This is a genomic window from Sphingobium chungangianum, from assembly GCF_977014255.1.
Genome location: NZ_CDRNIV010000006.1, coordinates 741,621 through 765,992, shown reverse-complemented (window position 1 = coordinate 765,992; position 24,372 = coordinate 741,621). Strand labels below are relative to the sequence as shown.

20 protein-coding genes and 1 tRNA gene are annotated in these 24,372 nt (G+C 60.4%); 7 read left to right on the top strand and 14 right to left on the bottom strand.

Features of this window, described 5'->3' with window-relative positions; all coding sequences use genetic code 11:
* Nucleotides 1-8: 8 nt before the first annotated feature.
* Nucleotides 9-1,163, bottom strand: coding sequence for an AI-2E family transporter (locus tag ACWNC0_RS10815; RefSeq protein ID WP_449471531.1), 1,155 nt, complete (start codon nucleotides 1,161-1,163; stop codon nucleotides 9-11).
* Between the two features lie 159 nt (nucleotides 1,164-1,322).
* Here ACWNC0_RS10815 and ACWNC0_RS10810 point away from each other — a divergent pair, with 159 nt between their 5' ends.
* Nucleotides 1,323-1,790 carry a hypothetical protein gene (locus ACWNC0_RS10810; RefSeq protein ID WP_449474600.1) on the top strand — a complete coding sequence of 156 codons (468 nt, stop codon included), beginning with the start codon at nucleotides 1,323-1,325 and terminating at the stop codon, nucleotides 1,788-1,790.
* A gap of 144 nt (nucleotides 1,791-1,934) precedes the next feature.
* Here the strand turns inward: ACWNC0_RS10810 and ACWNC0_RS10805 are convergent, their stop codons facing one another.
* The 4 genes from ACWNC0_RS10805 to thyA form a co-directional block, all read right to left on the bottom strand.
* Nucleotides 1,935-3,359 carry a dihydrolipoamide acetyltransferase family protein gene (locus tag ACWNC0_RS10805; RefSeq protein ID WP_449471530.1) on the bottom strand — a complete coding sequence of 475 codons (1,425 nt, stop codon included), beginning with the start codon at nucleotides 3,357-3,359 and terminating at the stop codon, nucleotides 1,935-1,937.
* A 3-nt stretch (nucleotides 3,360-3,362) separates the two neighbouring features.
* The gene (locus ACWNC0_RS10800; RefSeq protein ID WP_449474599.1) at nucleotides 3,363-4,367 is read right to left on the bottom strand and encodes an alpha-ketoacid dehydrogenase subunit beta; all 1,005 of its coding nucleotides are present in this window, start codon (nucleotides 4,365-4,367) and stop codon (nucleotides 3,363-3,365) included.
* A gap of 244 nt (nucleotides 4,368-4,611) precedes the next feature.
* Complete coding sequence (locus ACWNC0_RS10795) at nucleotides 4,612-5,946, bottom strand: thiamine pyrophosphate-dependent enzyme (RefSeq protein ID WP_449471528.1); 1,335 nt, start codon at nucleotides 5,944-5,946, stop codon at nucleotides 4,612-4,614.
* Between the two features lie 105 nt (nucleotides 5,947-6,051).
* Entirely contained in the window at nucleotides 6,052-6,999 is a 948-nt protein-coding gene (gene thyA / locus ACWNC0_RS10790; RefSeq protein ID WP_449471527.1) for a thymidylate synthase, read from the bottom strand.
* Between the two features lie 187 nt (nucleotides 7,000-7,186).
* Here thyA and ACWNC0_RS10785 point away from each other — a divergent pair, with 187 nt between their 5' ends.
* The 3 genes from ACWNC0_RS10785 (at nucleotide 7,187) to ACWNC0_RS10775 (ending at nucleotide 9,353) form a co-directional block, all read left to right on the top strand.
* Nucleotides 7,187-7,468, top strand: a complete 282-nt coding sequence (locus tag ACWNC0_RS10785; protein ID WP_449471526.1) for a JAB domain-containing protein — start codon at nucleotides 7,187-7,189, stop codon at nucleotides 7,466-7,468.
* Between the two features lie 99 nt (nucleotides 7,469-7,567).
* Nucleotides 7,568-7,644, top strand: a tRNA-Pro gene (locus ACWNC0_RS10780).
* A 674-nt stretch (nucleotides 7,645-8,318) separates the two neighbouring features.
* A complete protein-coding gene (locus ACWNC0_RS10775; RefSeq protein WP_449471525.1) occupies nucleotides 8,319-9,353 on the top strand; it encodes an SDR family oxidoreductase in 1,035 nt (344 codons plus the stop codon).
* 121 nt (nucleotides 9,354-9,474) lie between these two features.
* On the opposite strand, the gene purB is transcribed toward ACWNC0_RS10775, so the two are convergent.
* On the bottom strand, nucleotides 9,475-10,791 hold the full coding sequence (purB, locus tag ACWNC0_RS10770) for an adenylosuccinate lyase (RefSeq protein WP_449471524.1): 1,317 nt from the start codon (nucleotides 10,789-10,791) through the stop codon (nucleotides 9,475-9,477).
* Nucleotides 10,792-11,058: 267 nt separating this feature from the next.
* On the opposite strand from purB, the gene ACWNC0_RS10765 reads away from it, so the two are divergent.
* On the top strand, nucleotides 11,059-11,445 hold the full coding sequence (locus ACWNC0_RS10765) for an EF-hand domain-containing protein (protein WP_449471523.1): 387 nt from the start codon (nucleotides 11,059-11,061) through the stop codon (nucleotides 11,443-11,445).
* A 103-nt stretch (nucleotides 11,446-11,548) separates the two neighbouring features.
* Here the strand turns inward: ACWNC0_RS10765 and ACWNC0_RS10760 are convergent, their stop codons facing one another.
* Genes ACWNC0_RS10760 through ku form a run of 3 tightly spaced genes read right to left on the bottom strand, consistent with a single transcriptional unit; the run spans nucleotide 11,549 to nucleotide 15,159 of the window.
* On the bottom strand, nucleotides 11,549-11,734 hold the full coding sequence (locus ACWNC0_RS10760; RefSeq protein WP_449471522.1) for a hypothetical protein: 186 nt from the start codon (nucleotides 11,732-11,734) through the stop codon (nucleotides 11,549-11,551).
* 59 nt (nucleotides 11,735-11,793) lie between these two features.
* Nucleotides 11,794-14,289: a DNA ligase D gene (gene ligD, locus ACWNC0_RS10755; protein ID WP_449471521.1), complete on the bottom strand. Its 2,496-nt coding sequence runs from the start codon at nucleotides 14,287-14,289 to the stop codon at nucleotides 11,794-11,796.
* A 3-nt stretch (nucleotides 14,290-14,292) separates the two neighbouring features.
* Nucleotides 14,293-15,159, bottom strand: a complete 867-nt coding sequence (ku, locus tag ACWNC0_RS10750; protein ID WP_449471519.1) for a non-homologous end joining protein Ku — start codon at nucleotides 15,157-15,159, stop codon at nucleotides 14,293-14,295.
* A 167-nt stretch (nucleotides 15,160-15,326) separates the two neighbouring features.
* On the opposite strand from ku, the gene ACWNC0_RS10745 reads away from it, so the two are divergent.
* Nucleotides 15,327-15,662: a hypothetical protein gene (locus ACWNC0_RS10745; RefSeq protein ID WP_449471517.1), complete on the top strand. Its 336-nt coding sequence runs from the start codon at nucleotides 15,327-15,329 to the stop codon at nucleotides 15,660-15,662.
* Nucleotides 15,659-16,333 carry an orotidine-5'-phosphate decarboxylase gene (gene pyrF, locus ACWNC0_RS10740; RefSeq protein WP_449471516.1) on the top strand — a complete coding sequence of 225 codons (675 nt, stop codon included), beginning with the start codon at nucleotides 15,659-15,661 and terminating at the stop codon, nucleotides 16,331-16,333. Before ACWNC0_RS10745 ends, pyrF begins: the two co-directional genes overlap by 4 nt.
* Before the next feature lie 49 nt (nucleotides 16,334-16,382).
* On the opposite strand, the gene ACWNC0_RS10735 is transcribed toward pyrF, so the two are convergent.
* The 5 genes from ACWNC0_RS10735 to ACWNC0_RS10715 all read right to left on the bottom strand — a co-directional run bounded on the left by ACWNC0_RS10735 (nucleotide 16,383) and on the right by ACWNC0_RS10715 (nucleotide 24,257).
* Nucleotides 16,383-17,036: an outer membrane protein gene (locus ACWNC0_RS10735; protein ID WP_196225706.1), complete on the bottom strand. Its 654-nt coding sequence runs from the start codon at nucleotides 17,034-17,036 to the stop codon at nucleotides 16,383-16,385.
* 132 nt (nucleotides 17,037-17,168) lie between these two features.
* Nucleotides 17,169-21,344, bottom strand: coding sequence for a translocation/assembly module TamB domain-containing protein (locus tag ACWNC0_RS10730; RefSeq protein WP_449471514.1), 4,176 nt, complete (start codon nucleotides 21,342-21,344; stop codon nucleotides 17,169-17,171).
* Nucleotides 21,344-23,392: an autotransporter assembly complex protein TamA gene (locus ACWNC0_RS10725; RefSeq protein ID WP_449471513.1), complete on the bottom strand. Its 2,049-nt coding sequence runs from the start codon at nucleotides 23,390-23,392 to the stop codon at nucleotides 21,344-21,346. The genes ACWNC0_RS10730 and ACWNC0_RS10725 overlap by 1 nt, the downstream gene beginning before the upstream one ends.
* Nucleotides 23,393-23,485: 93 nt before the next feature.
* Nucleotides 23,486-23,965 carry a DUF1465 family protein gene (locus ACWNC0_RS10720; RefSeq protein ID WP_449471512.1) on the bottom strand — a complete coding sequence of 160 codons (480 nt, stop codon included), beginning with the start codon at nucleotides 23,963-23,965 and terminating at the stop codon, nucleotides 23,486-23,488.
* A 112-nt stretch (nucleotides 23,966-24,077) separates the two neighbouring features.
* Complete coding sequence (locus ACWNC0_RS10715; protein WP_449471510.1) at nucleotides 24,078-24,257, bottom strand: YdcH family protein; 180 nt, start codon at nucleotides 24,255-24,257, stop codon at nucleotides 24,078-24,080.
* Nucleotides 24,258-24,372: the final 115 nt, after the last annotated feature.

Here is a 24,372-nt window from a genome sequence, read left to right as displayed (position 1 = left end):
CGGACCTGTCAACCGGCTCTTTCGCCACTTTCTTCTTTCTCGTCATTTTCTTCGCGCAGCGCCACCGTCAGCGTCCCCCGCTCAAACAGGAAACCTGCGATATCCGGGGTCCCAGCAGCCGCCACCACGGTCTGGATGATGATCAGCAACGGCACGCCCAGCAGCGCGCCCGGCGTCCCCCACACCCATCCCCAAAAGGTCAGTGACACCAGAATCAGCAGCGGGTTCATCGTCAACCGCCGCCCCAGCACCATCGGCGTGATCACATTCGCCTCCACCAGATGAAAGCCGATCTGCGTCACCGCAGGCGCCAGCGCCCGCCACACGTCGTCAAACACCATGAGGCCACCTAGCGCCAGCAATGCCGCAGCCAGCATCGGCCCGAAATAGGGCACGAAATTCAGCAGCGCGACGATCCCGCCCCACATCAGCGGCGAAGGCATGCCGATCAGCCACAGCGCAAACGCAACCGCCAGCCCCAGGCACAGGTTGATCGTCGCGATCGTCAGCACATAGGCGGACGTCGCATCGACCACATTCTGGATTACCCGCGCCACCGCCATCGCGCCGTCGAAACTGCCGCGGCTGTTGATCGTCCGCCGTCGCAACCGCGTCCAACCGGCGAGGAAAAAATAGATGATGAGCAGCGCGAACACCATCTGGATGATCGCCGACGGCGCAGAGGTCGCCGCGAACTGCAACAGCGATCGCGGCGCATCCACCGCCGCCGTCTGGGCCGCAGCAACAGGCCCCGTCGCCAGCATCTGCACCGTCTCGTCCACGAAATGCTGCAACTGGGAATAAAAGTCGATCAGCGGCGCCAGATTATCCTGAATCTTGGGCAACCGCTGCGGCAGCAGCCTGAACCAGTCGGTCGCCGGCACCACGATCAGCACCAGCGCGGTATTCGCCACCACCAAAAACGCGATCACCGCCGCCAGCGCCGCCACGGCCGAAGGCACACCCCGCCGCTCCATCCATTCCAGGAACGGCACCAGCGCAATGGCGATCACGATCGCTGCCGTCAGTGGCAGGAAAAACTCCGCCCCCTCGCGCAGGGCGAACGGCAAGGCAAGGAGCAGCCCGACACCCGTCGTCAACGCGATGGACGCCAGCAGCCGATCCCGCCGCCGGTTGATTTCCAGCTGTTCATGAGGTGTCACTGAACGATCGATCCTGCCCGCATGTCGACAATGTGTACCGGCCCGCCACAGCCCGTCAATTTCATTCATCTGCCCTGACATGACTAAGGCCCATTAACCAAATTTTCGCTCCCCTGTCCTAAGCAATAGCGAAACGGGGATCGAGGCTTTGAACGGATGATGCGTAAACTGGCGCTGCTGGGCATGGCTGGATGGGCGATGCTGCCCGCCACATCACTGGCCCGTACGGACCTGCGCATGGAAACCCAGATGTTTGTGGAGCGCGTCCATACCGACATCAACGGCCGCGCCCGCCGCACCCTCGCCAGCGCCACGCGCGCGGCGCCGGGCGACCAGCTGCTCTTCGTCGTCAACTGTCGAAACGAAGGGCGCGGACCAGTTCAGGGCATAGCCCTCACCAACGCCGTTCCCCGTGGCACCCTCCTCACGGCGCCCGATCCATCGATGCAAGTATCGGTGGACGGCGGCCAACGCTGGGGCCGCCTGGACGAGCTTTGGCTGCCCACCCCGCTAGGCGGCGTCCGCAGGGCTGTTCCCGCCGACATCACCCATATACGCTGGACCAGCCCGACGCGTCTGTCGCCGGGCGAGACCGCGCGTCTGAGCTACCGGGCGACAATGCGGTAACCAAAAAATAGCCCCTCCCTTTCAAGGGAGGGGACGGGGGTGGGTCGCCGCGCCAGCGGCGTTCTGCCTTTTCGATCGGTTGCTGGCTCGCTTCGCTCGCACCCACCCCAACCCCTCCCTTGAAAGGGAGGGGCGTATATTCACTCACTCCGCAAACAATAACACCGGCGTCTCCAACAACTGCTTCACCGCCTGCACAAAGCTCGCCGCATCCCATCCATCCACCACCCGATGATCGCAACTGATCGACAGGTTCATCAGCTTCGCCGCCACAACCTCCCGCCCACGAAACACCGGCCGCTCGATCACCCGATTTGGGCCAATAATCGCCACCTCCGGCCGATTGATCACCGGCGTCGTCGCCACCCCGCCCAGCGCACCCAACGACGTCAGCGTCAGAGTCGATCCGGAAAGCTCCTCTGCCTTCGCCTTGCCGGACCGCGCGGCCTCTGCCAGCCGCCCGATCTCGCTCGCCAATTGCCAGATATTCCGATCCTGCGCGTCCCGGATCACCGGCACCATCAACCCCGAGTCCGTCTGCGTCGCGATCCCCATATGCACCGCGCCAAAACGCGTCACCACGCCCGCTTCGTCATCATAGCGGGCGTTCAGCATCGGAAAGTCCGGCAGCACCCGGCAAATCGCCACGATCAACAGCGGCAACATCGTCAGCTTCGGCCGATCCCCACGCTCGCCATTCAACTGCGTGCGCATGCGCTCCAGCTCGGTGACGTCGATTTCCTCTACATAGGAAAAGTGCGGAATATGCCGCTTCGACGCCGCCATATTCTCCGCGATCCGGCGGCGCAGGCCGATGACCTTCACCACCTCATCCTCCCGCCGCGCGCGCTGCCCGGCAGGCCGATAGCCCTGCCCCGCACCGTAAAGCAGGAAAGCGTCGAGGTCCGAGTGGCGGATATGATCGCCGGTAGGCTTCACTTGGGACAGGTCTATCCCGAGTTCCTTGGCGCGAGCACGGACGGCGGGCGAGGCGAGCACCTTCTCCCTCTCCCCTTCCGGGACCGTTGGGAGGCATGGACCGCCCTGCTCCCTCTCCCCTTCAGGGGAGAGGGTTGGGGAGAGGGGGCTGCCCTGCGAACTGGGCAAATCCCTCTGATCCCCCACCCCAACCCCTCCCCTGAAGGGGAGGGGCTTTTCAGCTTTATCCTGCGAAGAGGATCCTTCCCCCGCAGCTTCAACCCGCTCAACCGACGAAACAATCCCGTTCACCGACGAACCCGCTACCTCACGTCCTCCCGGTGTCTCGGCTTCAATCACCTCTTCCGAAGGCATGGGAGCCTCCGCCCCGGAAGCGACCTCCCCCTCCCCCTCAACCTCAATCTCCACCAGCATGGCCCCGATCGCGACCTGCTCACCCGCCTCCCCGGCCAACCGCGTCACCACCCCCGCGACGGGGCTCTCCATCTCGACCGTAGCCTTGTCAGTCATCATGTCGGCGATAGGCTGGTCTTCCTCCACCCGGTCGCCGACCTTCACATGCCAGCCAACAATCTCCGCCTCGGAAATGCCTTCGCCAATGTCGGGTAGCCTGAACGTGAACAGGGGCATCGCTCAATCCCTCATGATCTTGTTGATCGCTTCCCTGATCCGCACCGGCCCAGGAAAATAGGCCCATTCCAAACTATGCGGATAGGGCGTGTCGAAACCCGTCACTCGTTCGATCGGCGCCTCCAGATGATAGAAGCACCGCTCCTGCACCAGTGCGCTCAACTCCGCGCCAAAGCCGCTGGTCCGCGTCGCCTCATGCACGATGAGGCAGCGGCCGGTCTTCTTCACCGACTGTTCGATCGCCTCGATATCCAGCGGCACCAGCGTACGCAGATCGATGATCTCCGCGTCCACGCCCATCTCCGTGACGGTGCTTTCGATCACATGCTCCATCGTACCATAGCAGAGGATGGTCAGCGCCTCGCCTGCCCGCACCGTGCGCGCCTGCCCCAGCGGCACCCGATAATAGCCCTCCGGCACCATCGCGCCGGGGTGCCCGGCCCAGCTTTTCGCAGGCCGGTCATAATGGCCATCGAACGGCCCATTATAGATGCGCTTAGGCTCAAAGAAGATCACCGGATCATTATCCTCGATCGCGGCGATCAGCAGCCCCTTGGCGTCATAGGGGGTCGACGGGATGACAGTCTTGATCCCCGACACATGGGTAAAGATGCCTTCGGGCGACTGACTATGCGTCTGCCCCCCGAAAATCCCCCCGCCAAAGGGCGACCGCACCGTCATCGGGGCGATAAACTCCCCCGCCGACCGATAACGCAGCCGCGCCGCCTCGCTCACCAACTGGTCGAGCGCGGGGTAGATATAGTCGGCGAACTGGATTTCCGGCACCGGCCGCAACCCATAGGCCCCCATCCCCACTGCGACGCCGATGATCCCGGTCTCAGTGATCGGCGTGTCGAACACCCGATTCTTGCCAAATTTCTTCTGCAACCCCGCCGTCGCCCGGAAAACGCCGCCAAAATAGCCGACATCCTCCCCCATGACGACGACATCGGGATCACGCTCCATCATCACGTCCAAGGCGCTGTTGATCGCCTGGATCATGCTCATCTGGCGGGTGTCTTGGCTCATCTCCTCGCCCCTTCAGGGGTCGGCCAGAGGCACGTGACTCTGGCCGAGATAGCGAAGCTTGCCAGCCAGCTGGCTAGCGAAGCTTGGAGAGGGGCAGGCGCCCCGCCCATCTCTCTCTTCGTCATGTCAGCGAAAGCTGGCATCTCTTCGCCATCAGGCTGAACGTAACCAAACGAGATCCCAGCTTCCGCTGGGATGACGAGATCAAAAAGCGCTTCCCCCCTCACAACCCAGCCGCCTTCGCTTCATCCAGCATCTGCCGCTGCTGCTCCCGCAGATGCCAGGGCATCTCCTCGAACACATCTTCGAACATGCTCTCCATCGGCTGATGAAGCCCATGCCCCAAAATCCCGTTCTTCTCCGCTTCTTTCGCAGCCTCACGCACCTGCTCGGCCAGTTCCTTGTCCATCGCCGCCTGCCGTTCCTCGTCCCAGATGCCGATCGCGATGCAATGCTGCTTCAACCGCGCAATCGGATCGCCCAGCGGCCAGTGGCTCCCTTCGTCGGCCGACCGATATGCGCTCGGATCATCGGACGTGCTGTGCCCCTCGGTGCGATAGGTGAAATGCTCGATCAGCGTCGGCCCATGATTGGCCCGCGCCCGGTCCGCTGCCCAACGCGTCGCGGCATAGACCGCCAACGCGTCATTGCCATCGATCCGCAGCCCCGCAATGCCATAGCCGATCGCCCGCGCCGCAAAGGTCGTCGCCTCCGCGCCCGCGAAGCCGGAGAAGCTGCTGATCGCCCACTGGTTATTGACGACGTTCAGGATCACCGGCGCACGATACACGCTGGCGAAGGTGCAAGCGGAATGGAAATCCCCTTCCGCCGTCGATCCTTCCCCGCACCATGTCGCCGCGATCCGCGTGTCGCCCCGTGCCGCGCTCGCCATGGCCCAGCCCACCGCCTGCGGATATTGGGTGGCCAGGTTGCCGGATATCGAGAAGAACCCCGCTTCCCGCGCCGAATACATGATCGGCAGCTGCCGCCCTTTCAGCCGGTCGCCCTTGTTCGAATAAATCTGGTTCATCATGTCCACGAGCGGCCAGCCGCGCGCGATCAATATGCCTTGCTGGCGGTAGCTGGGGAAGCACATGTCATCGCTCGCCAGCGCCGCCGCCGCGCCGATCGACACCGCCTCCTCCCCGGTCGATTTCATGTAGAAGCTGGTCTTGCCCTGCCGCTGCGCGCGGAACATACGCCCGTCGAACGCCCGCGTCAGCGCCATGCCGCGCAGCATGCGGAGCAGAATCTCGGGTGGCAACTTGGGGTCCCACGGCCCCACCGCGCGCCCTTCCTCATCCAGCACGCGAACAAGGTCATAGGCCATTTCCCGCATCGTGCCCGCGTCCGCGGCCTCATCGGGCCTGCGCGAGGTTCCGGCGGGGGGAATGTCGAAATGACTGAAATCGGCTTCATCGCCTGGCCGAAATTGAGGTTCCGGCACATGCAACCGCAATGGCGGCAGGTTCCGGCCGCCCGCCGAAAGCTGCTCTCCGGCATTCTTGCCGCCCTGAGTCCCGGCCTTTCCAGCGCCCGAACCGTTCCGGTCGCCCATCCTGCCTCCTACTCGCATTTGCAATATTATTGCTTGTAGCAATTATTATATTACAACGCTTGCGGAAAGCAAGAGTTCCGTTTTCCCGCTATTTCCTTCTTGAATTCAAACCGCCACCGGCGCCGCAATGTGACTCTGCGGCGCATAATCCACCACTTCGAAATCCTCGATCCGATAATCGAAAATGCTTTCCGGCCGCCTCTTTATCTTCAGCTTCGGGGCACCTTCCGGCGTCCGGCCGATCTGCTCCTCAACCAGTGCGGCATGATTCAGGTAAAGATGCACGTCACCACCGTGCCAAACGACTTCCCCCGGCTCCAGATCACATTGCTGCGCCAACATCCGCGTGATCATCGACAGCCCGAAAATGTTGAAGGCAAATCCAAGGCCAAGGTCACAACTACGCTGGAACAGCAGCCCGTTGAGCCGCCCATTCGACACTTGGAACTGATAGGTCATATGACAAGGCGGCAGAGCCATCTGCGCCACCTCCGCAACATTCCACCCCGTAAAAAGCAAGCGCCGCGATCCCGGGTTGTTCCTGATCCCCTCGACCAGTTCGGCAATCTGGTTATGCCCCTTCTCCGCCCGCCGGAAGAGCCCGTCACCAACCGCTTCATAGCGCGGCCAGTTCACCCACTGCGCCCCATAGACCGGCCCCAGATCGCCCCACCGTCCCGCAAAGGCCGCATCCTCGATAATCCGCGCTTCAAAATCGTCCCGGCTAATGTCCTCGCCTGTAGCCTTGCGATAGGCATCCAGCGGCCAGTCCGTCCAGATATGCACCCCTTGGCGCACAAGCTCACGGATATTGGTGTCGCCCGTCAGGAACCACAGCATCTCCCGCGCCGCCACTTTCCAGTAAACGCGCTTGGTCGTCAGCAACGGCACCGCATCATCAGCCAGCGAAAAACGCATGCTCGCGCCCAGCAGAGATCGCGTGCCCACTCCCGTCCGGTCGATCCGCTCGTCCCCCTCCGTCCAGATACGGCGCATCAGGTCCAGATATTGCTGTTCATAATGCGCTTCGGCCGGGGTAAGGGTACTGATCAACGGGGGTTCTTTCCTGCTGCGACGATTCCAAACTCGCCGCCCCCGCTTTAGCCGAGCGAACAGCCGCTAGCCAATCTTGCTTTCGCTTCGGATCATTCTACCCGCCTTCCCCTCCACAGTGGAGACAGTTGGCAGTGATCACTGATCAGCCCGGCCGCATCCTGATGCGATGACTATAACCTCAAGCATGCAATTCCTGCTCCTCGACAATGATTGGCGCCCCGTGCACCGCGTGGATGGCAATGAAGATTGGCGTTGTATCGTGCAGGAACTGCTGCTGCGCGGTAGCCACTGGCTGGCAATCGAACAGCATCGCCCCGACCAATGCTCCCCCTATCCATGTTGGAGCGACATTCGCCTGTCACGAACCATTGCTCGCCGCTTCCGGCCCATGGAGGTCAAGCTTGCCGATCATATAATCCGGGGCACCGCGAACCAGTTCAGCTTTCGCGCGGCAGGCCTATTATGACCATGTCAAAAAAAGCACCCCCAGCCGCTTGCCAGCCCGAAAAGCCCCCTCTATAGACCCCGCCTGCCCAGCGGCGTTGCAAGCAATGCCGCTATCGGTCGGGGAGTAGCTCAGCCTGGTAGAGCACTGTCTTCGGGAGGCAGGGGCCGGAGGTTCGAATCCTCTCTCCCCGACCACATTCTTTTTTCTGTTTATTTTTAAACAGATGCAGCGACAGCCACGCACTTCCTTCTATTAAGCATCTGTTGGCGATGGCAGCGGCATATCCCTGACATATGCCCAACCCCCAGTTCCGGTCTCGCTCGCCCGACAATCCACTTCGATCAGCAAGCGAGCCGTCCACGGTTGTCAGGCTCGATCGGCAGCAAGTCCTTCAGTACGCGCCACTCCGCCTCGTTGAGATCGCCACGGCTCAAGTCGGCCTCCAAAAAGCAGCCTGAATTAGGGGAAGTTTACCACGTCAACCGCTAACCCGTGCAGCAATCATTGTCGGAACGGGGTTCAGTGCGAGCATGAATATATGGAAGTGCTGGCAATCCTCGTTATGATCGTCGCGGTGGTCTCGATAGCCATGACGAGCGCAATCGTGCAGCGGCGCCTGCTCGCTTCCGGGCGTGGACGTTCCGCAGCACGGTCGTTTCTGGCTTTACAGGCTTGCTTGCGGCGATCGGCATCATCGCGACCTACTTCCTCACAGGCCACCTAATTTGGAAGTTGGCGAAGTAGCCAGTTTGGCTACGCCGCCTAACACGGAATGGGGTAAAGCGACTTTATTGCGGTTTACTGCTTTATCGTCGAATCATGTTGTTAACGGCGGGTATGGCCCACAATATTATGGCCGGAGAGTGAAGTGAGAGAAACAGTACTTGTTACCGGAGTAAGCGGGTTTGTTGCCAAGTATGTGGCATTAGCTTTGCTGCGTAAGGGCTATAAAGTAAGAGGAACCTTACGCTCATCGACAAAGGAAGATCGCGTTCGCAATGATTTGCTTGAAGCTGGAGCGAATGTCGACAATCTCAGCTTTGCTATTGCCAATTTGACATCAGATGATGGATGGGAGGCTGCGGTAGAAGGTTGCGATTATGTACAGCATGTTGCGTCGCCTTTCCCGCTTGATCAGCCCCGTCACAAAGAAGCATTGGTGCCAGAGGCGCTTGGCGGAACAATGCGTGTGTTGAATGCGGCGCTTAAGGCAAATGTCAAACGCGTTGTATTGACGTCATCAATCGCCGCGATGATGTATCGTGCCGGACGCCCGAAAACGGAGTTTCACTTTTCTGAGAACGACTGGACCGATCCAGAGTGGTCTGGAACTCACCCTTATAGTGTTTCCAAGACCAGGGCCGAACTTGCGGCATGGGACTGGGTAGAGAAGGCAGGGCGAGAAAAGTTAGTGGTCATTAATCCCGGAGTCGTGGTTGGGCCTATTATGGGTAAGGATGGCAGCACATCGACCGAGATCATCAAGATGATGCTGGAAGGCACCATGCCGAAGACGCTCCCGATAGCCAACCCTCTGGTGGATGTCCGCGACCTTGCAGAATTGCATGTCGTTGCCATGGAATTGAAAGAGGCGGGTGGGCGACGCCTGATTGGAACCAGCGGAACCCTGTCGTTCGGGGAGATAGCCCAGCTTCTTAGTAAGGAGTATCCAGAGCTTAAGGATAAAATACCGCAGTCAGACTTTTCTCCCTTTTTGGTCAGGTTAACGAAGTTGTTCGTGCCGGGCGTGCGAACTATTCGCGCGGAAGTTGGTATTCGCTCCATTGCTAATGCCGACTATGTGTCCGAACTGACGGGGGTGTCATTTAGACCCGTAGACGAAGCGGTTCTAGCGACAGCGCGATCGATTCTAGGTCACGTTGACAACAGACTTCAACCATAGAGGCGTCAGCCGCGCAATATACGCTGCTGCCGACCGCCCGTAGTTTTTTGCTGCATCCCGACAGCACATAAAAAAGGGCGCGTTTCCGCGCCCTTTTATCATATGAGCTTTTAAAGGCCCGTCAGGCCTCTCCAAACACTCGGCGGTAGATGGTGTCCACCTGTTTGAAGTGATAGCCGAGGTCGAATTTCTCTTCGATCTGCTCAGCGGTGAGAGCAGCGGATACTTCGGGATCGGCCTTCAGCAGTTCGAGAAGCGAAAGCTGGCCATCCGATTCCCAGACCTTCATCGCGTTGCGCTGGACATAGCGATAGCTGTCCTCGCGCGAAACGCCCGCCTGCGTCAGCGCCAGCAACACCCGCTGCGAATGAACAAGACCGCCCATCTTGTCGAGGTTCTTCATCATGCGTTCGGGATAGACGAGCAGCTTGTCGATGACGCCGGTCATACGGCCCAGGGCAAAGTCGAGCGTGATGGTAGCATCAGGACCGATGTAGCGTTCAACCGACGAATGGCTGATGTCGCGCTCATGCCACAGGGCGACATTTTCCATCGCGGGCAGCGCATAGCTGCGCACCATGCGCGCAAGGCCCGTCAGATTCTCAGTCAGAACCGGATTGCGCTTGTGCGGCATTGCCGAACTGCCCTTCTGGCCGGGGGAGAAATACTCCTCCGCCTCCAGCACTTCGGTGCGTTGCAGATGCCGGACCTCGACGGCCAGCCGTTCTATCGAGCTTGCGATAACGCCCAGGGTGGCAAAGAACATGGCGTGGCGATCACGGGGAATGACCTGGGTCGAAACAGGTTCGACCGCCAGGCCCAGCTTGGCCGCGACATGTTCTTCGACACGCGGATCAATATTCGCAAACGTGCCTACCGCGCCGGAAACAGCGCAGGTCGCAATTTCCTCACGCGCCGCGACAAGGCGGGTCCGGCACCGGCTGAACTCGGCATAGGCCTCGGCCATCTTGAGACCGAAGGTGACTGGCTCGGCATGGATGCCGTGACTGCGTCCGATCGTCGGCGTCAATTTATGTTCAAACGCCCGACGCTTGATGACGTCGAGCAGCTGATCCAGATCCTCGAGCAGGATGTCGGCCGCGCGGGAAAGCTGCACGGCAAGGCAGGTGTCCAGCACGTCGGAAGAGGTCATGCCCTGATGCATGAAGCGCGCTTCGTCGCCGACCTGTTCAGCAACCCAGGTCAGGAAGGCGATGACGTCATGCTTGGTGACGGCCTCGATGGCGTCGATCGCTGGCACATCTATGGTCGGATTGGTCGCCCACCAGTCCCACAGCGCCTTAGCAGCTGATTTGGGCACCACGCCCAATTCACCGAGCGCTTCGGTGGCGTGCGCCTCGATCTCGAACCAAATGCGAAATCGAGCCTCAGGCTCCCAGAGAGCTGTCATTTTCGGGCGGGCGTAGCGCGGGACCATCGAACGAATCCTGATTGCTGATAAAAGTTCGCGCGCCGCCTAGCAGTCCAGCCATTCAAGGGCAAATCGCGCCCTCATTTGGTTCGCGCGTCTGTACCAGCAACTTTTTACCCCGAATATCGCAGCGTTCAAGGACGGGATGAGCCGGTTTCGCAGGCGAATTGCCGACTCTGAATGGATATTCAGGAAACACAGTCGTCACTCATGTATTCATGGGTCAAGCTATCGAGCAACTGACCTGCTCGACCGCTGCCGAGGGAGAAAGTGATGTTACGCGGCCTTATATTGTCTGTTGCGCTGACTGCCGCCGTTCCGGCCATCGGACAGGTTGGCTCTGTGCCCGGTAGCCCACAGGCAGGTGCGAGCATATCTCCTCAAAGCCCGGCGGCAACACAGACAGATACCGTCGCATCCATCGTCGATAGCGAGTTCCCGGCCTATGATGCCAATGGTGACGGTCAACTCGACAAAGCCGAGTTTTCGCGTTGGATGGTTGCGCTCAAGGATCAGGAGATGAAAAGCAGCGGTGAAAAACTATCCGCCGCTGACGTCACACTTTGGGCCGATGGGGCATTCAAGACAGCCGATGCGGACAAAAGCACATCAGTGAGCAAGCCCGAACTCATCACTTATCTGAGCCGCGGCGCCGCTTAATCACCGCGCCACTATTATCGAAGCGGACAAGAACCCGGTCTATGGGTCACAGCATGAGGCGGCGTGGAGCGAAGGCCATGCCGCCTCCCTTTTAGCCAAGCAATCAGCCGCGTTTTTTATTCGTATACAGAAGCGCTGCAACGATGGCAGCCGATCCTATGCCGACTGCGGTGCCCATCCACACGCCTCGGCCCGCTGTCTTTCGTGCAGCCGTTGCGAGATCGGGCTTTGCTTCTGTTGCCTGTTCGGGGGCGCCCGCATCGGGCGCGTCTTTGTCGGACTTGGTCATGGTGAATCGGCTTATGCAACAAGGTCGCGCCGGAGAAAAGATAGCTGTCAGATATCAGTTCAATAATCGGGCAGCGTCTGCCGCGCTTCTCCCCATCCCCGCATCTCTCGTGACGCCGCGCGGACGACCAATTCATCCACGTCCGCGATAGTGAAAGCCCCCGGCCGATCAATATCCTCCAGTTCGTTCCAGTTGACGGGCACCGCCACCGGAGCATTCTCGCGCGCCCTGACGACATAGGGAAGCACCGCCGTAGCCCCCCGCTGATTGCGCAGCCAATCGATGAAGATCCGGCCCTTCCTCTTGGCCTTGCTCATCGTTGCCGTGAAACGATCGGGTTCGGCGGCGGCAAGTGCCCTTGCGAAGCGGTCTGCGAAATCCTTGACCTGCGGCCATTCGGCTTCGGGCGTGAGCGGGACAACCACATGCACGCCCTTCCCACCGGATAACATGGGAAAGCTGGTGAGCCCTATGTCCTCAAGCGTGCGGCGAATGTCGCGGGCGGCCTTCTTCACATCCTCAAAGTCGAGACCTTCGTCCGGATCGAGGTCAAAGATCAGTCGGTCAGGCTTTTCGACATCCTCCACCCGGGAACCCCAGCCATGGAATTCAATCGTACCCATTTGAACGCAAGCTATTAGCCCATCGATGTCGTCCACATAAAGATAGTCCTGCTCATCACCGTCCTTCTCGCGAACGGGGACGTGCTTCACATGGTCACCAAAACTGCCGCTGTCATGCTTTTGGAAAAAGCATTTCTTCGCCCTTCCCTGTGGGCAGCGCACCAGGCTGATCGGGCGATGCGCAATCCAGGGCAGCATGATCGCCCCGGCTGCTTCATAATAGTCAGCCAACTGCCCCTTGGTCACCTTCGCCTCCGGAAAGATCAGCCGGTCACGGTTTGAGACATGAACGTCGCTTCCCTGTTCAGGTACAGCCATCACCTTCTCCCGAGCTACTTCGCCCGCCTTCTTGTCCTCGCGAAGCCCAAGGAAGCTGCCGTGGCGCACGACATTGTCGCTGGTGAATTCCGCGAAAGCGATTTCGGCGATCAGGTCAGGGCGCACCCATTTGGCACCCCGCGTCTCGCTGCGTGGTACGTTCAAGGCAGGGGATTGGCGGGCTCGTGCCTTCAGTTGGCCAAGCAGTTGATCACTGTTCCGCGCATTGAAACCCGTCCCGACCTTGCCCGCGTAAACGAGTCCCTGATCATCATTCTGCGCCAGGAGGATATTGCGGATCGCGCGCCCGCTTGCAGAACTGGGAGTCCATCCGACAATCACAAATTCCTGCCGACGGGTGCATTTGACCTTGAGCCAGTTCTTCGTTCGGGCACCCCGATAAGGAGCATCCGCTCGTTTGCAGATTATGCCTTCCTGTCCAGCCTCGCACATCGTCCGGAACAGCTTTTCGCCAGCGCCGATAATATGATCGGAAAAATGTACATGTGCGCTCCCCTGACCTAGCAGTGCCGCTAGCTCTTCCTTACGGGCGATGTTGGGCTGCCATGTCAGATCCTCTCCTTCCAGTGAAAGAAGATCGAAGGCGAAGAGATGGAGGGCGCCTTTACCCTCGCCCTTCAACACCTGCTGCAATGTGGAAAAGTCCGGATTTCCGTCCGCCCCCAGTGCAACGACTTCTCCATCGATCAGCATGGGCGGAAGGTTCATGCCGCCAATTTCCTTCGCTAGTGGGGCGAAGCGGTCAGTCCAGTCGAGACCGGTGCGCGTGAACAGCTGAACGCGGCTGCCGGAAACACTGACCAAGGTGCGATAACCGTCATATTTGATTTCATGCAGCCAACCATTGCCCGTGGGGACAGCATCGACCAGCGTAGCGAGCTGTGGCGCCTGAAATGGCGGTACTTTTTCCTGTCGGCGGCGCTTGGCGGAAGGCTGAACCGGCGTCGCCCTCTTCGCTTGGTCCATGGCGGCATCGAAAGCCTTTCCGCGCTTGCCCTTTAACGAGATGGCTGGCGCGTTGGCGGCAATCTCGCCCATGGTCCTGCCGCTCGTGATGCTGGTCAGTTCACGCCCGACCAGATCCTCGGCGGGGCCAGCATAGGCATCGTCGATCTTGCGGAGGAGCCAATTCTCCCTCTTCCCGTCGCCGGGCCGGGGTTTCAGGCGGATCAGAAGCCACTCTCCCTTCATCCGCTTGCCGTGAAGAATGAAGTGAAGATGTCCTTTCTCCAGATCCTTCGCGCTTTTCCCGGGGACCGGTTCCCAACTACCTTCATCCCACAGCATCACGGTGCCGCCGCCATATTCCCCCTTTGGGATCGTGCCCTCAAAGCTCGCATAGGATAGCGGATGATCTTCCGTGCGAACGGCGAGGCGCTTGTCGGCGGGATCGAGGCTAGGGCCGCGTGTCACCGCCCAGCTTTTCAGGACACCATCCACTTCCAGCCGGAAATCATAATGTAGACGCGTGGCATCATGCTTCTGCACGATGAAGCTGTTGCCGCTCGTGCGCGTCCGTTTGCCCGCCGGTTCCTTCGTTCGGGTGAAATCGCGCTTGCGATTATATTCCTTGAGGGGGTCGGCTTCGGCCATATGTCATGCCCGCTTGCGCGTGACAGCCTTGTTGCTGGCGGCGCGGCGCGCGGCCGGTTTCTTGGCGGATGTGCTTTTCGTCCCGGTATCGACGGATTTCTTCAGCGCCGCCATCAAATCGATAACGTTGCCGCTGCGCTTGACCGGGGTCTCATCCTCATCCTCGATGATGCGGCGGCCCTTGGCCTTCTTCTTCTTTTCGATCAGCCGCTCAAGCGCATCGACATAGCGGTCGTGGAAGCTGTCGGGTTTAAAAGGCGCCGTCTTCTTTTCGATGAGCGCTTCGGCAAGGTCGAGCAGTTCCGGATCGGGCTTCACATCCTCAATTTCGCGGAAGTAGGACTGGGCGCGATTGACTTCATCGGCATAGCGAAGCGTCTCCAGCACCATGCCCCGCCCGCAAGGCTTTAGCGAAACGATATATTCCCGGCCGCGCATGGCGAGTTGGCCCAATCCAACCTTCTTCGCGCGCCGCAATGCCTCGCGCAGGACGATAAACGCTTCTTCGGCAAGATCATCCGCGGGCACGACATAATAGGGCCGCTCATAATAGAGGACGTCGATCTCGTCAGCGTCCACAAATTGCGTGAGTTCGAGCGTTTTTTTGCTCTCCAGCTTGACCGCATCAATCTCCTCGGGCTGAAGCAGGACATAGTCGCCCTTGCTGACTTCATAGCCCTTCACAATGTCCTCGGGCTTCACCGGACCAAGGCCGGGAACGGTCTTTTCGTAGCGCACGCGCTTGCCGCTTGGCTCGTGAATCTGGTGGAAGGCTATCTGGGCGCCGGACTTCGTCGCCGCGTAGATTTCGACGGGAATGGACACGAGCGCCAGCCTGATTTGCCCCTGCCAATATGCGCGAGCCGCCATGTCCTGAACCTCCTTGCCGCAAGGAAAATGCGCAGGCGGGCACAAGGGTTCCGGCATGCAATCCGGCGACTTTCTGTCCTCCCGACACCAGCAAATCCGACGAGGCGCTTCCGAACTACGCCGAAATGGCCTAAGCTGGTTCGATTATCAGCTAGAGGACATGCCGAATGCAATTCCTGCGGACTGCCTTCTGGGTTGTCTTGGCCGTCGCGATTGCCCTGTTCTGCAAGGCGAACAACCGGCCTACCGAAATCAAGATATGGGGCGATATCGTGTGGGAGACGCGTATCTGGTTTCCCATACTCATCGCCTTTCTGGTGGGTGCCGTTCCCTTCTGGATCATGGCCCGCACCACGCGTTGGCGGATGAAGAGGAAGCTGGAAAGCACGGAGCGGGCGCTGATCGCGGCAACCGCCACGGCTGCTCCCACCTTACCGCCTGCCAGCATCGCCGACGACCTTTCCATTTCTTCTCCTTCCCTACCCGCTACAGGAACAGCATGAGCAGCCCCATTTACGTCGCCATTGATACGCCCGACCTCACCAAAGCCCAGGATCTGGCCCGGCGTGTGCGCGGACATGTAGGCGGGTTGAAATTGGGGCTCGAATTCTTCTGTGCACATGGCCACCACGGCGTGCGGGAAATGATGAAATTCGATCTGCCGATCTTTCTCGACCTGAAGCTGCACGATATCCCTAATACGGTCGCGAAGGCCGTTCAGGCGCTCCATGGTCTCGAACCAGCGATCCTCACCGTGCATGCGGCAGGCGGGCGCGCCATGTTGGAGGATGCAAAAGCAGCTGCCGGCGTCAATACAAAGGTCGTGGCGGTAACTGTACTTACCAGCCTGGATAATAGCGACCTTGTGGATATAGGGGTGGGCGGCAAGGCTGAAGATCAGGTGACACGGCTTGCCGACCTGGCGCGGAGTGCCGGACTGGACGGCATCGTCTGTTCCGGGGAAGAAGTCGCACTAGCCAAACGTGCCTGGCCCGATGGCTTTTTCGTTGTGCCTGGCGTCCGGCCACAAGGCGGCGCCCTGGGTGATCAGAAGCGCGCGGTCACACCTCGGGAAGCATTGGACCGGGGCGCATCCATCCTTGTCGTGGGCCGGCCGATTAGCCTCGCGGAAAACCCTGATATGGCCGCACGGCAAATCGAAGCGACTTTATAGAGGGAAAGGCGTGACGGGAGGATCAGCAAAACCGATCCCCCCCGTCCCGTCAGAAGCGCCAGCCTACGCTGGCCACGACCTGATGACGATCGGTATCGATGTCGAATTCGCTGCTCGTCGCGCCATTCATGAAGTCGATGTGCGCGCTGTCATATTTTGAGTAGCGATACTCCAGCTTTCCGAACATATTTTGGTTGAAGGCGCGTTCAACGCCGCCACCAATCCTCCAGCCGTCGAGCTTGAAGGCGGTATCGGTCGTTTCGTCGGTGTCGCCTGCAAGCACGTTCAGTTTGGTGTTGGTGTAGCCACCCTTCACATAGACAAGGGTGTTGGGGCTGGCGAGGATGCCAGCCCGGGCGCCGACATAGAGGTCACGGCCCTGGCTGACACGGCCGAAACCAAACTGGCTGGTGAAGGGGTTTCTGCTGCTCTTGGCGGTCGAATCCGTGAATTCGCCTTCGACACCTACGACAGCGCTGCCGAGATTGACATCGTAGCCTGCGCCTACGCCATACAGCAGCCCGTCGATCGACTGATCATCTCTGCTATTGTCATTGTCCACGCTGCTACCTGCGCCGGTATGATCATAGCCCAAAATGGCTTCGACCCTTGGACCGGTGAAAGTGGCGCCGGCATCCTGTGCCAGTGCGGGAGAGGCGACGGCCGATCCAGCCAGCAGGGTTGCGACCATTATTTTCCGCATAGGATACTCCATTGTCACTTACCTCCTTGAGGAGGAAGTGGTGGAAGTCACACGGCAGGCAATGGTTTCATGAACCTGAGATAAACAGCTGAAATTGTGGTATTTCGGCAACGAACAGGAACGCAGGCAAGGTCAGTAATCTTTGGATATGCGGACGTTTGCACTTTCCCGACCGAGAGTGGAAATCGACGCCAGCAGAGAAAGCCAACGGGTGATCTGATATTCCATCCGCGTCGCGGAATAGCCTTGGCCATCGGTTATGAGTTCAACATAGGTCTTGCGCGTCAGATATTTTCCGGCCGCAACTGAGGTTCCCTGCCCCTGCGTAGGATCGGCAGCGATAATGCGCAGCCGGTCAAGTCCGGCAGCCTTGCGCACGGCGTTGATCGGATCAAGCCCTCCGCCACCCTGGAGCGATCCGACGGCCGAGGCGAGTTGCAACGCCTCGGGCGCGGAAAGATTGGTTATCGATGTGCCGAACAATATGCGGGAAAGCAGTTCGTCCTGCGGCAGGGCGGGCACGCTGGTGAAGCTGATGTCGGGCCTGAGACCTGTACCACCCACATGGATCATCGCGGTGAGGTCGTTGACGTTGGCTTCCGCATCGATGTCGAGCGTGGGATTTACAGGAGTTCGGCCATCAAACTGAATCTTGCCCTCACGCAGTTCGAAACGGCGCCCGGCGAAGGTGTAGCCTCCACGAACGAGCTCTGCCGTTCCGGAGATTGCAGGACTGGTCACGGTGCCAGCGATATCCAGATTGGCACGCCACTCACTATCAAGGCCCAAACCTGTGACCGTCAGGCGATTACGCGCCCGCGTCTTGATAGCGAGAGCCCACGGCCTATTTGTGCGGGGCCGTTCGATCTCTTCGCCGTTACGGTTGATCTCTGTGACGCGAAGCTCCGGAATCTGGGCGATTGCGGCTGCACGACCCAAGGTGAAACGGCTGCGATTGAGCAGCAGGTCGCCACCAATGGTTCCGTTGACGCCGTCCGAAAGCAAGGTGATCGGGCCGGTGACCGTAGCGGCTATGTCGTCGCGGTCCAGCAGGGCAGCGTCATCTGCCTGCAAACGCAAGTCCATGCCGACCCCGGCAATTCCGGCGAAGGTGAAGCTGCCCGTCCCGCTGACCGTTCCGCCATTCTTGGCATTGGCGGTGAAGCTCGACATAACCAATTGTGCGCCGGAAAACCGTCCACGCGCCTTCACATTGTGCAACCGCATACCGGTCACGGCGCTGTTGATTGACGCCGTGTCAGTCGCGAGCGCGCCGGAAATCACCGGATTACCAAGCGTACCGCGCGCGTCGGCGGACACACTCACGGGGCCGGAGATGTCGATTATCTCCACCCCGGTCAGGCGCCAGAGCGTATCCGCAGTCCCTCGGAATCGCAGCTGACCGAATAGAGGCGCCCGGTTCAGCCGCTCGATCAGGCTCCCTTGCGTGCCAAGCGGCGTCAACAAGACCTGCGCCCGCCCGATCGTCTGGCCATCGGCGGCGAATAGCATACGCGAAGCAAGCCGGTCATTGGTCAGAACCGCGTTCACCCCGGCATCGACGGGCCGGGAACTGAGCGATAATCCCGAACGCGACAGGCCGCGCACGCGTAGTTCCGCCTTCCCGGTGGGCATGCCGCCCCGGCTATGCACATAGCTGAGCGATCCTGTGGCGGTGCCGCCCAAGCCCAGATTATCATAAGCGATATCCAGAAGGGAAAGCGGCAGCTTCTGCACGCGACCTTCGATGCGCGTCGTCTGGCCGCTTAGCTCTCCACCCAATTGCAGGGAGCCGCCAGCATAGCTGATGGTCGCCGGGGACAGTCGCCAACCGTCAGCACTGCGGGTCAAAAGGGCTGGCCGCGTCAGCCGGATCGCTCGCTTGTCCACCGTACCTCGCGCTGCGACGCGGATGCGATCGGGTTCGACTTGCGCCTCACCTTGCAAGTCGAAAAGACGACCGCGCTGGCCCGAAAGACTGGCCTTCACCGTCCCGCGACCGCCTGTCAGATCAGCATTGGCCGCCAGTCTGCCGATCAGGATGCCCCCTACCCGCAAGCCTCTGCCCTGCGCCACGGCATTGATCGACGTCCCGGCGGGATCGAGCAGAACCGTCGCATCCAGCTTGCCGCGACGCACCGCAATTGCCGTGGGGCCATCGAAGCTGGCGTCCGTGGCGTCGAGTTTCAGGACCAGTTGCTGAATGTCATTTACGCGGACAAATGCGATGCTTCCATTGACGGGGCCAGCAACATTCAGCTGCCCTTCAAGGCCGCCCGTCACAGGACGCAGATCACCGCTGGCGGTTATTCCTGACACGGCGAGCTTCGCCACCCTCACCACCGCCTGAGCGCCGCGCGGCAACAGGATTTGGCCCTCGCCATTGAAGGCGCCCAGCGTCGATCCGCCTAGAGCTGTGAATTGATACCCGGCGTCGTCCGGGACCAGATGCACACGCATGTCGGCGACGCCCAATGCGTCAAGGGGTCGCTGAAGCAACAGGTCAATCGTCGGCTGTTCAATCTTACCGTCAAGCGTCAGGCGTACCGGTCCATATCGCTTATGCGTGCCGCTGCCTTCAAAATGGAAACTTCGGTCGGGCCGACGATACCCATCAGCGGAAAGACTGAGCAGCGGCGCTTCCAGGCGCAGCCCCGTGAACATCAGGCGTTTGTCGGCGCCAAGCGAAAGATTGCTCTTCACCACCGGCAGGCCACCGCCCAGGCCCCGCAGGAAACTATTGTCCAACCGGCGCATGCGCGCCATTGCCGTGCCGCTGAGGCTGAACGCGCCGCTTTTTCCCGGCACTGCCCGCAACTTGGACGTCAGATCCACGATGCCGAGACCAGGAATGGCAAGGCCGCGTATCTGTCCATCCAGACCGAAATCATAACGACCGGTCCTGAGATCAGCGAGCATGACCAGTTTGCCGCTCAGCTTGTCCGACCGGATCGGCATGGGATTGGTAAGGAGCTGCTGTCCCTTGATCTGCAACACGCCATCCAGCACGAAATTGCGGATGATGCCCTCGACAAGGTCGCCCTGCCCATCCAACCGCCGCGCACGCAGGTGCAAGGGGATCAGCAACGGCCCATTGCCGACCTTGCGTCCTTTACCCTCTGCGCGCACATCGCTGATCACGGTACGGTCGAACGCAAGCTGTCTGGCTCTCAGCAAATATTCGTAGCCGACGCTGGAAAAGGCGCCATCCAGCCGCACCCGCGCGGTGACGTCGCGTCCCCGCATCGACTTGAGCAAGGCTTGGGGCCGCGCAACCTTCACATCGATCAGCAGATTATCAAATGCGGAGTTACGCAGATCGAGGGCGCCATCAGCACTCAGCGCGACGGCTTCCGAACGCAGGGACAGTTTGCCGTCCAGCACGCGGTCCTTCAGCTCTCCGTGCGCTTCCAGCGAAAGGCGCGGCGAAGCTAGACGCTGTACCAGCCCTTTTCCTGCTATGGCCGATGCTTCGACCGATCCGGTCGCGGAATAGGTGCCACTGCGGGCTGCAAGCACCATGTCGACCGCAGGGTCACTGTCCAGCGTACCAGCCAGCCTGCCATCCCAGCGAGTCCAGCTGCCCTCCCCCCGAATCCGCAGGTTGCCGTCCTGCCGCAATCCGGCCATGGTCGCCAGGACGCCGCCAGCGGGCGCATTGACGGTTACATCCAGGTCGAACTGATCGTCATCCGGACGACTGTCGAGCGCGAGGTTGATCGCATCCTCCTGCCCCAGAACCCGCGCGGAAAGGTCGATGACTGCTCTTCGGTCACGTATGTCGGCGTCACCGGAAATCGTCGCCTGCTGCACACGTCCGCTGATATTTTTGGCTATGACCAGTCGGCCTACCGAAAACTGCATCAAGCGGATGTCAAAGCCGGGAAGAATCGGCCCCTTCTGCTTGCCGGGGTTAAGGCGTGGCAGCTTGTGCAGCGTCGCCACGGGAATGTTCAGCCGGTCGATGTCCAGACGGTTTGAAAGCCAGGCCAGCGGCCACCAATCCAGTTCTATGCGCGGAGCCGTTAGAAAGGCGCCCTTAGGATCGGACAGCGTCACGCCATGAAGGATGGCGCGGCGGTAAATGCTGCCTTCAATCCTATCGACATGGATACGCAGGCCGGACGGCGGGTTGATCTTTTCAACACGCGCTACCAGGAAACGGTGCCCGGCCGACGTATCGAGCCACACCAGCGCCGTCGCCGCGACGACCAGGAGCAGGGCAAGCATGCCCACTATCCACCGCTGCCATCGCCCATCCCAGGCCCGATGACGCCGCTGCGGCCGCTGTACCTCATCCTCGGCCATCAGAAGGCCTGCCCGAGAGAAACATATACGGCAACCCGCGGATCACCCTTCTGCGGGTTCAATGGCGTGCCGACGTCGATCCGGATCGGGCCGAAGCTGCTATAGTAGCGCAGCCCCATGCCCGCGCCGATGCGCATGTCTTTAAAACGTGGCAGGAAGCTGGTGGAGATATTGCCTGCATCCACAAATGGCACGACACCGAAGTTCCCGAAACGAACGCGGCTTTCCAGTGAGAATTCAGCAAGGCTTTTGCCGCCGATCGGATCATTGTTCGCGTCGCGCGGGCCGATGTCCTGATAGCCATAGCCCCTGACCGAAGCGCCGCCACCGGCATAGAAGCGCCGCGACGGCGCGATCTGATCCACCGTCGAGCCCAGGATCGTACCGAAGCGGGCGCGCGCCGCCAGCACGATCCGGTCGGTCACGGGCTGATAAACGCGGCCGTCCAACTGCACGCGGGAATAGCCGAAGGTCCCATTCTGGAAGGACAGTTCGGGACTGAAACGACCGCCCAGCCGGAAGCCCCGGCTCGGGTTCAAAAGGTCGTCGCTGCCATCATAAGTGAGGCTGAGCGGCACCGCGCCGATCAGGAAGGTTCGTCTGTTGCCGCCGCTGAAAGCATCCTTTTCATCCGACGCGATGAACTCCGTCCCAACCCGCCAGACCCATTTTTTCTGAAACAATATGTTCGTTTGTCGTTCCAGCGCCCCCGAAAGGGTAATCGTACGCGCGTCATAGGCATCGCGCTTGATATTGCTGATCGACACGAGCCCGGTCAGCACATGATCACGCTCCCGGAAATTGTTGCGCCGGTAGGTGAAGGACGCGGTTTGTTCCTGCGTTCCAAGCACCCCGCGCAATGTGACGGCGCCTTCTGGCGGAAACAGGTTGCGGTGCTGCCAGCTTACGGCGGCGCGATAGCCTTCGCCGGTGCCATAGCCCAACTCGCCAGCAATGGTCCGCAGTGGCGCGGGCCGGACATCGACGGCCAGATCGACATGCTTCCCGTCACCAGCGTCTTTGGGCGTCAGCGTGACCGACGATACCAGACCGGTGGCAACGATCGCGCTTCGTAGATCCTCGACATCCGACGCCTTGTAAGGATCGTCACGCTCGAAGCGGGCGATGCTCTCAACATGGCGCGCATTGAACAGCTTGTTGTCCTTAAGGATGACCGATCCAAAGGTGCGGTAGGCACCCGGCGTCACGATGATATCCAGATCGCCCTTGCGTTCTTCATGGTCGATCCGCACCTCCGGCTCGCCAACCTGTGCGAACGGGAAGCCATTTTCACTCATGGCAAGCGAAAGAGAAGCTTGCCCCGCCAGAATCGCGTCGGCATCGATGGGATCGCCCGCATGGAGAGGGAAAGTTTCACGCAGCGTCGTCTGCTGTTCGCCCGCTTCGGCCAAGCCCTGGAGATCGACCGAGGAAAGCAGATAGCGCGTCCCCGGCACTATCTCGAACCGCACGGCCAGCCTGCCTTCCTTTTCAGGCGAGACGGAAATGGCGCTACGAACGCGGGCCGCATAATAGCCCTTCGCACGCAGCAACCGGTCGAGCAGCTCGCTATCTTCCTTGATCCGTCGGTTTATCTGCGCGAGATTTGCGGGCTTCCCTTCTCCTTCACGCAACACGGATAATTGTTTGAAGCGACTATCGAACTGTGTGTCCGCTATCCCGTCCAAACCATTGAGCTGAACGGAATAACGCTTTTCCTCACCCGAATCCGCGAAGGCCGCAGCTTCATCAGGCAAATCGACATCGGAATCCTGAAGCGCGGGGCTTGTGGCATCCTCAGCAAGGTCGGGCGTATCGGCCGGATCGGGAGGCAGTGAGGCAACCGCGTCGGGCTGCCCCAGGTCAGGCCATGCCACGCCCAGGTCAGGCATGGGGTCCAGGGGAAGCTCCTGGTCAGCCACATCCGCCGGCGGTTCCACGATTTGCGCATGCACGGCGGGAGCCGCCAAAAGCAGAGGCAGGATCAAAAGCCGGGAGGCTTGCGACATGGCTGATACGCGGCGAAAAGTCCGCAAGCCCGTGTTCATATCAACGGTCTAGCCCATTTGGGAAAGGAAGCGCCAGCCCGTACGATGATCCTCCGCAGGAAGAAGCGACGAAACGCCTTTCACAAGCCGACGTCAGAAGGCGGTGTTCAGGCGATCCATCAAGGCCCGAGCGGGGCTGCTGTCCACACGGCCGTGCGGACGAGCCATATGATCCATCCTGTCCTGCAGGCGCGCGACGCGCCCGTACAGTTCCTGACTGGCCTCGATCAAGGCGCGGGCTGCGAAGGGAAAAGCTGCCGCAATATCCGGGTCAGTTTCCGTCGCGCGACCCAGCCGGTATTTCTCGTCCATCAAGTCGGCATCTGATAACTCGCCCCGCTGCCACGCCCGCTGGCTCAATAGCCAGGCGATGATGTGCATGAGCCGGGTCGTCACCTTGAGGGATTCGCAGGCGAACGAGACGCGGCGGAGGGGGTCTTCGATCTCGGCTTCCGTCATATCGCGGCGGTCGAAATAGGCGCGCGCCTCATCGGCCATAACCATGGCTTCAAGATAGAGGCCATCGACAAGACGTCGATGCAAGCCACGGTCCAAAGTGACAGCAGGAGACATAGGCCGAATCACTGACATAAAAGCGGCTGCTTGTCAGTCCCGATGCAGACATCGGAGGGCAGATTGTATCATTCAGGGCCGTTGTTAACCAACAATCGCCACGCAGGGGTGGTCAGGCGATGATGTCCGGCACCAACGCATCCTCCAAAAGCGCGATCTCGTCGCGGAGTCGGAGCTTGCGTTTCTTGAGGCGGGCGATCTGCATCTGGTCGCGCCCTCCCGCGTCCACGAGCGCCTCGATGGCGCCGTCAAGATCACGATGTTCGATTCGCAGCAGTTCCAGCCGTCGCATGATGTCTTCCCGGCTCACCCACTACCCACTTTCTCGGCCATGTTGCGGACAGGCTCCTGATAACTCCCCGGACACTATCGGACCATCGCAAATTTGCATGCGCCCCATCGCAAAG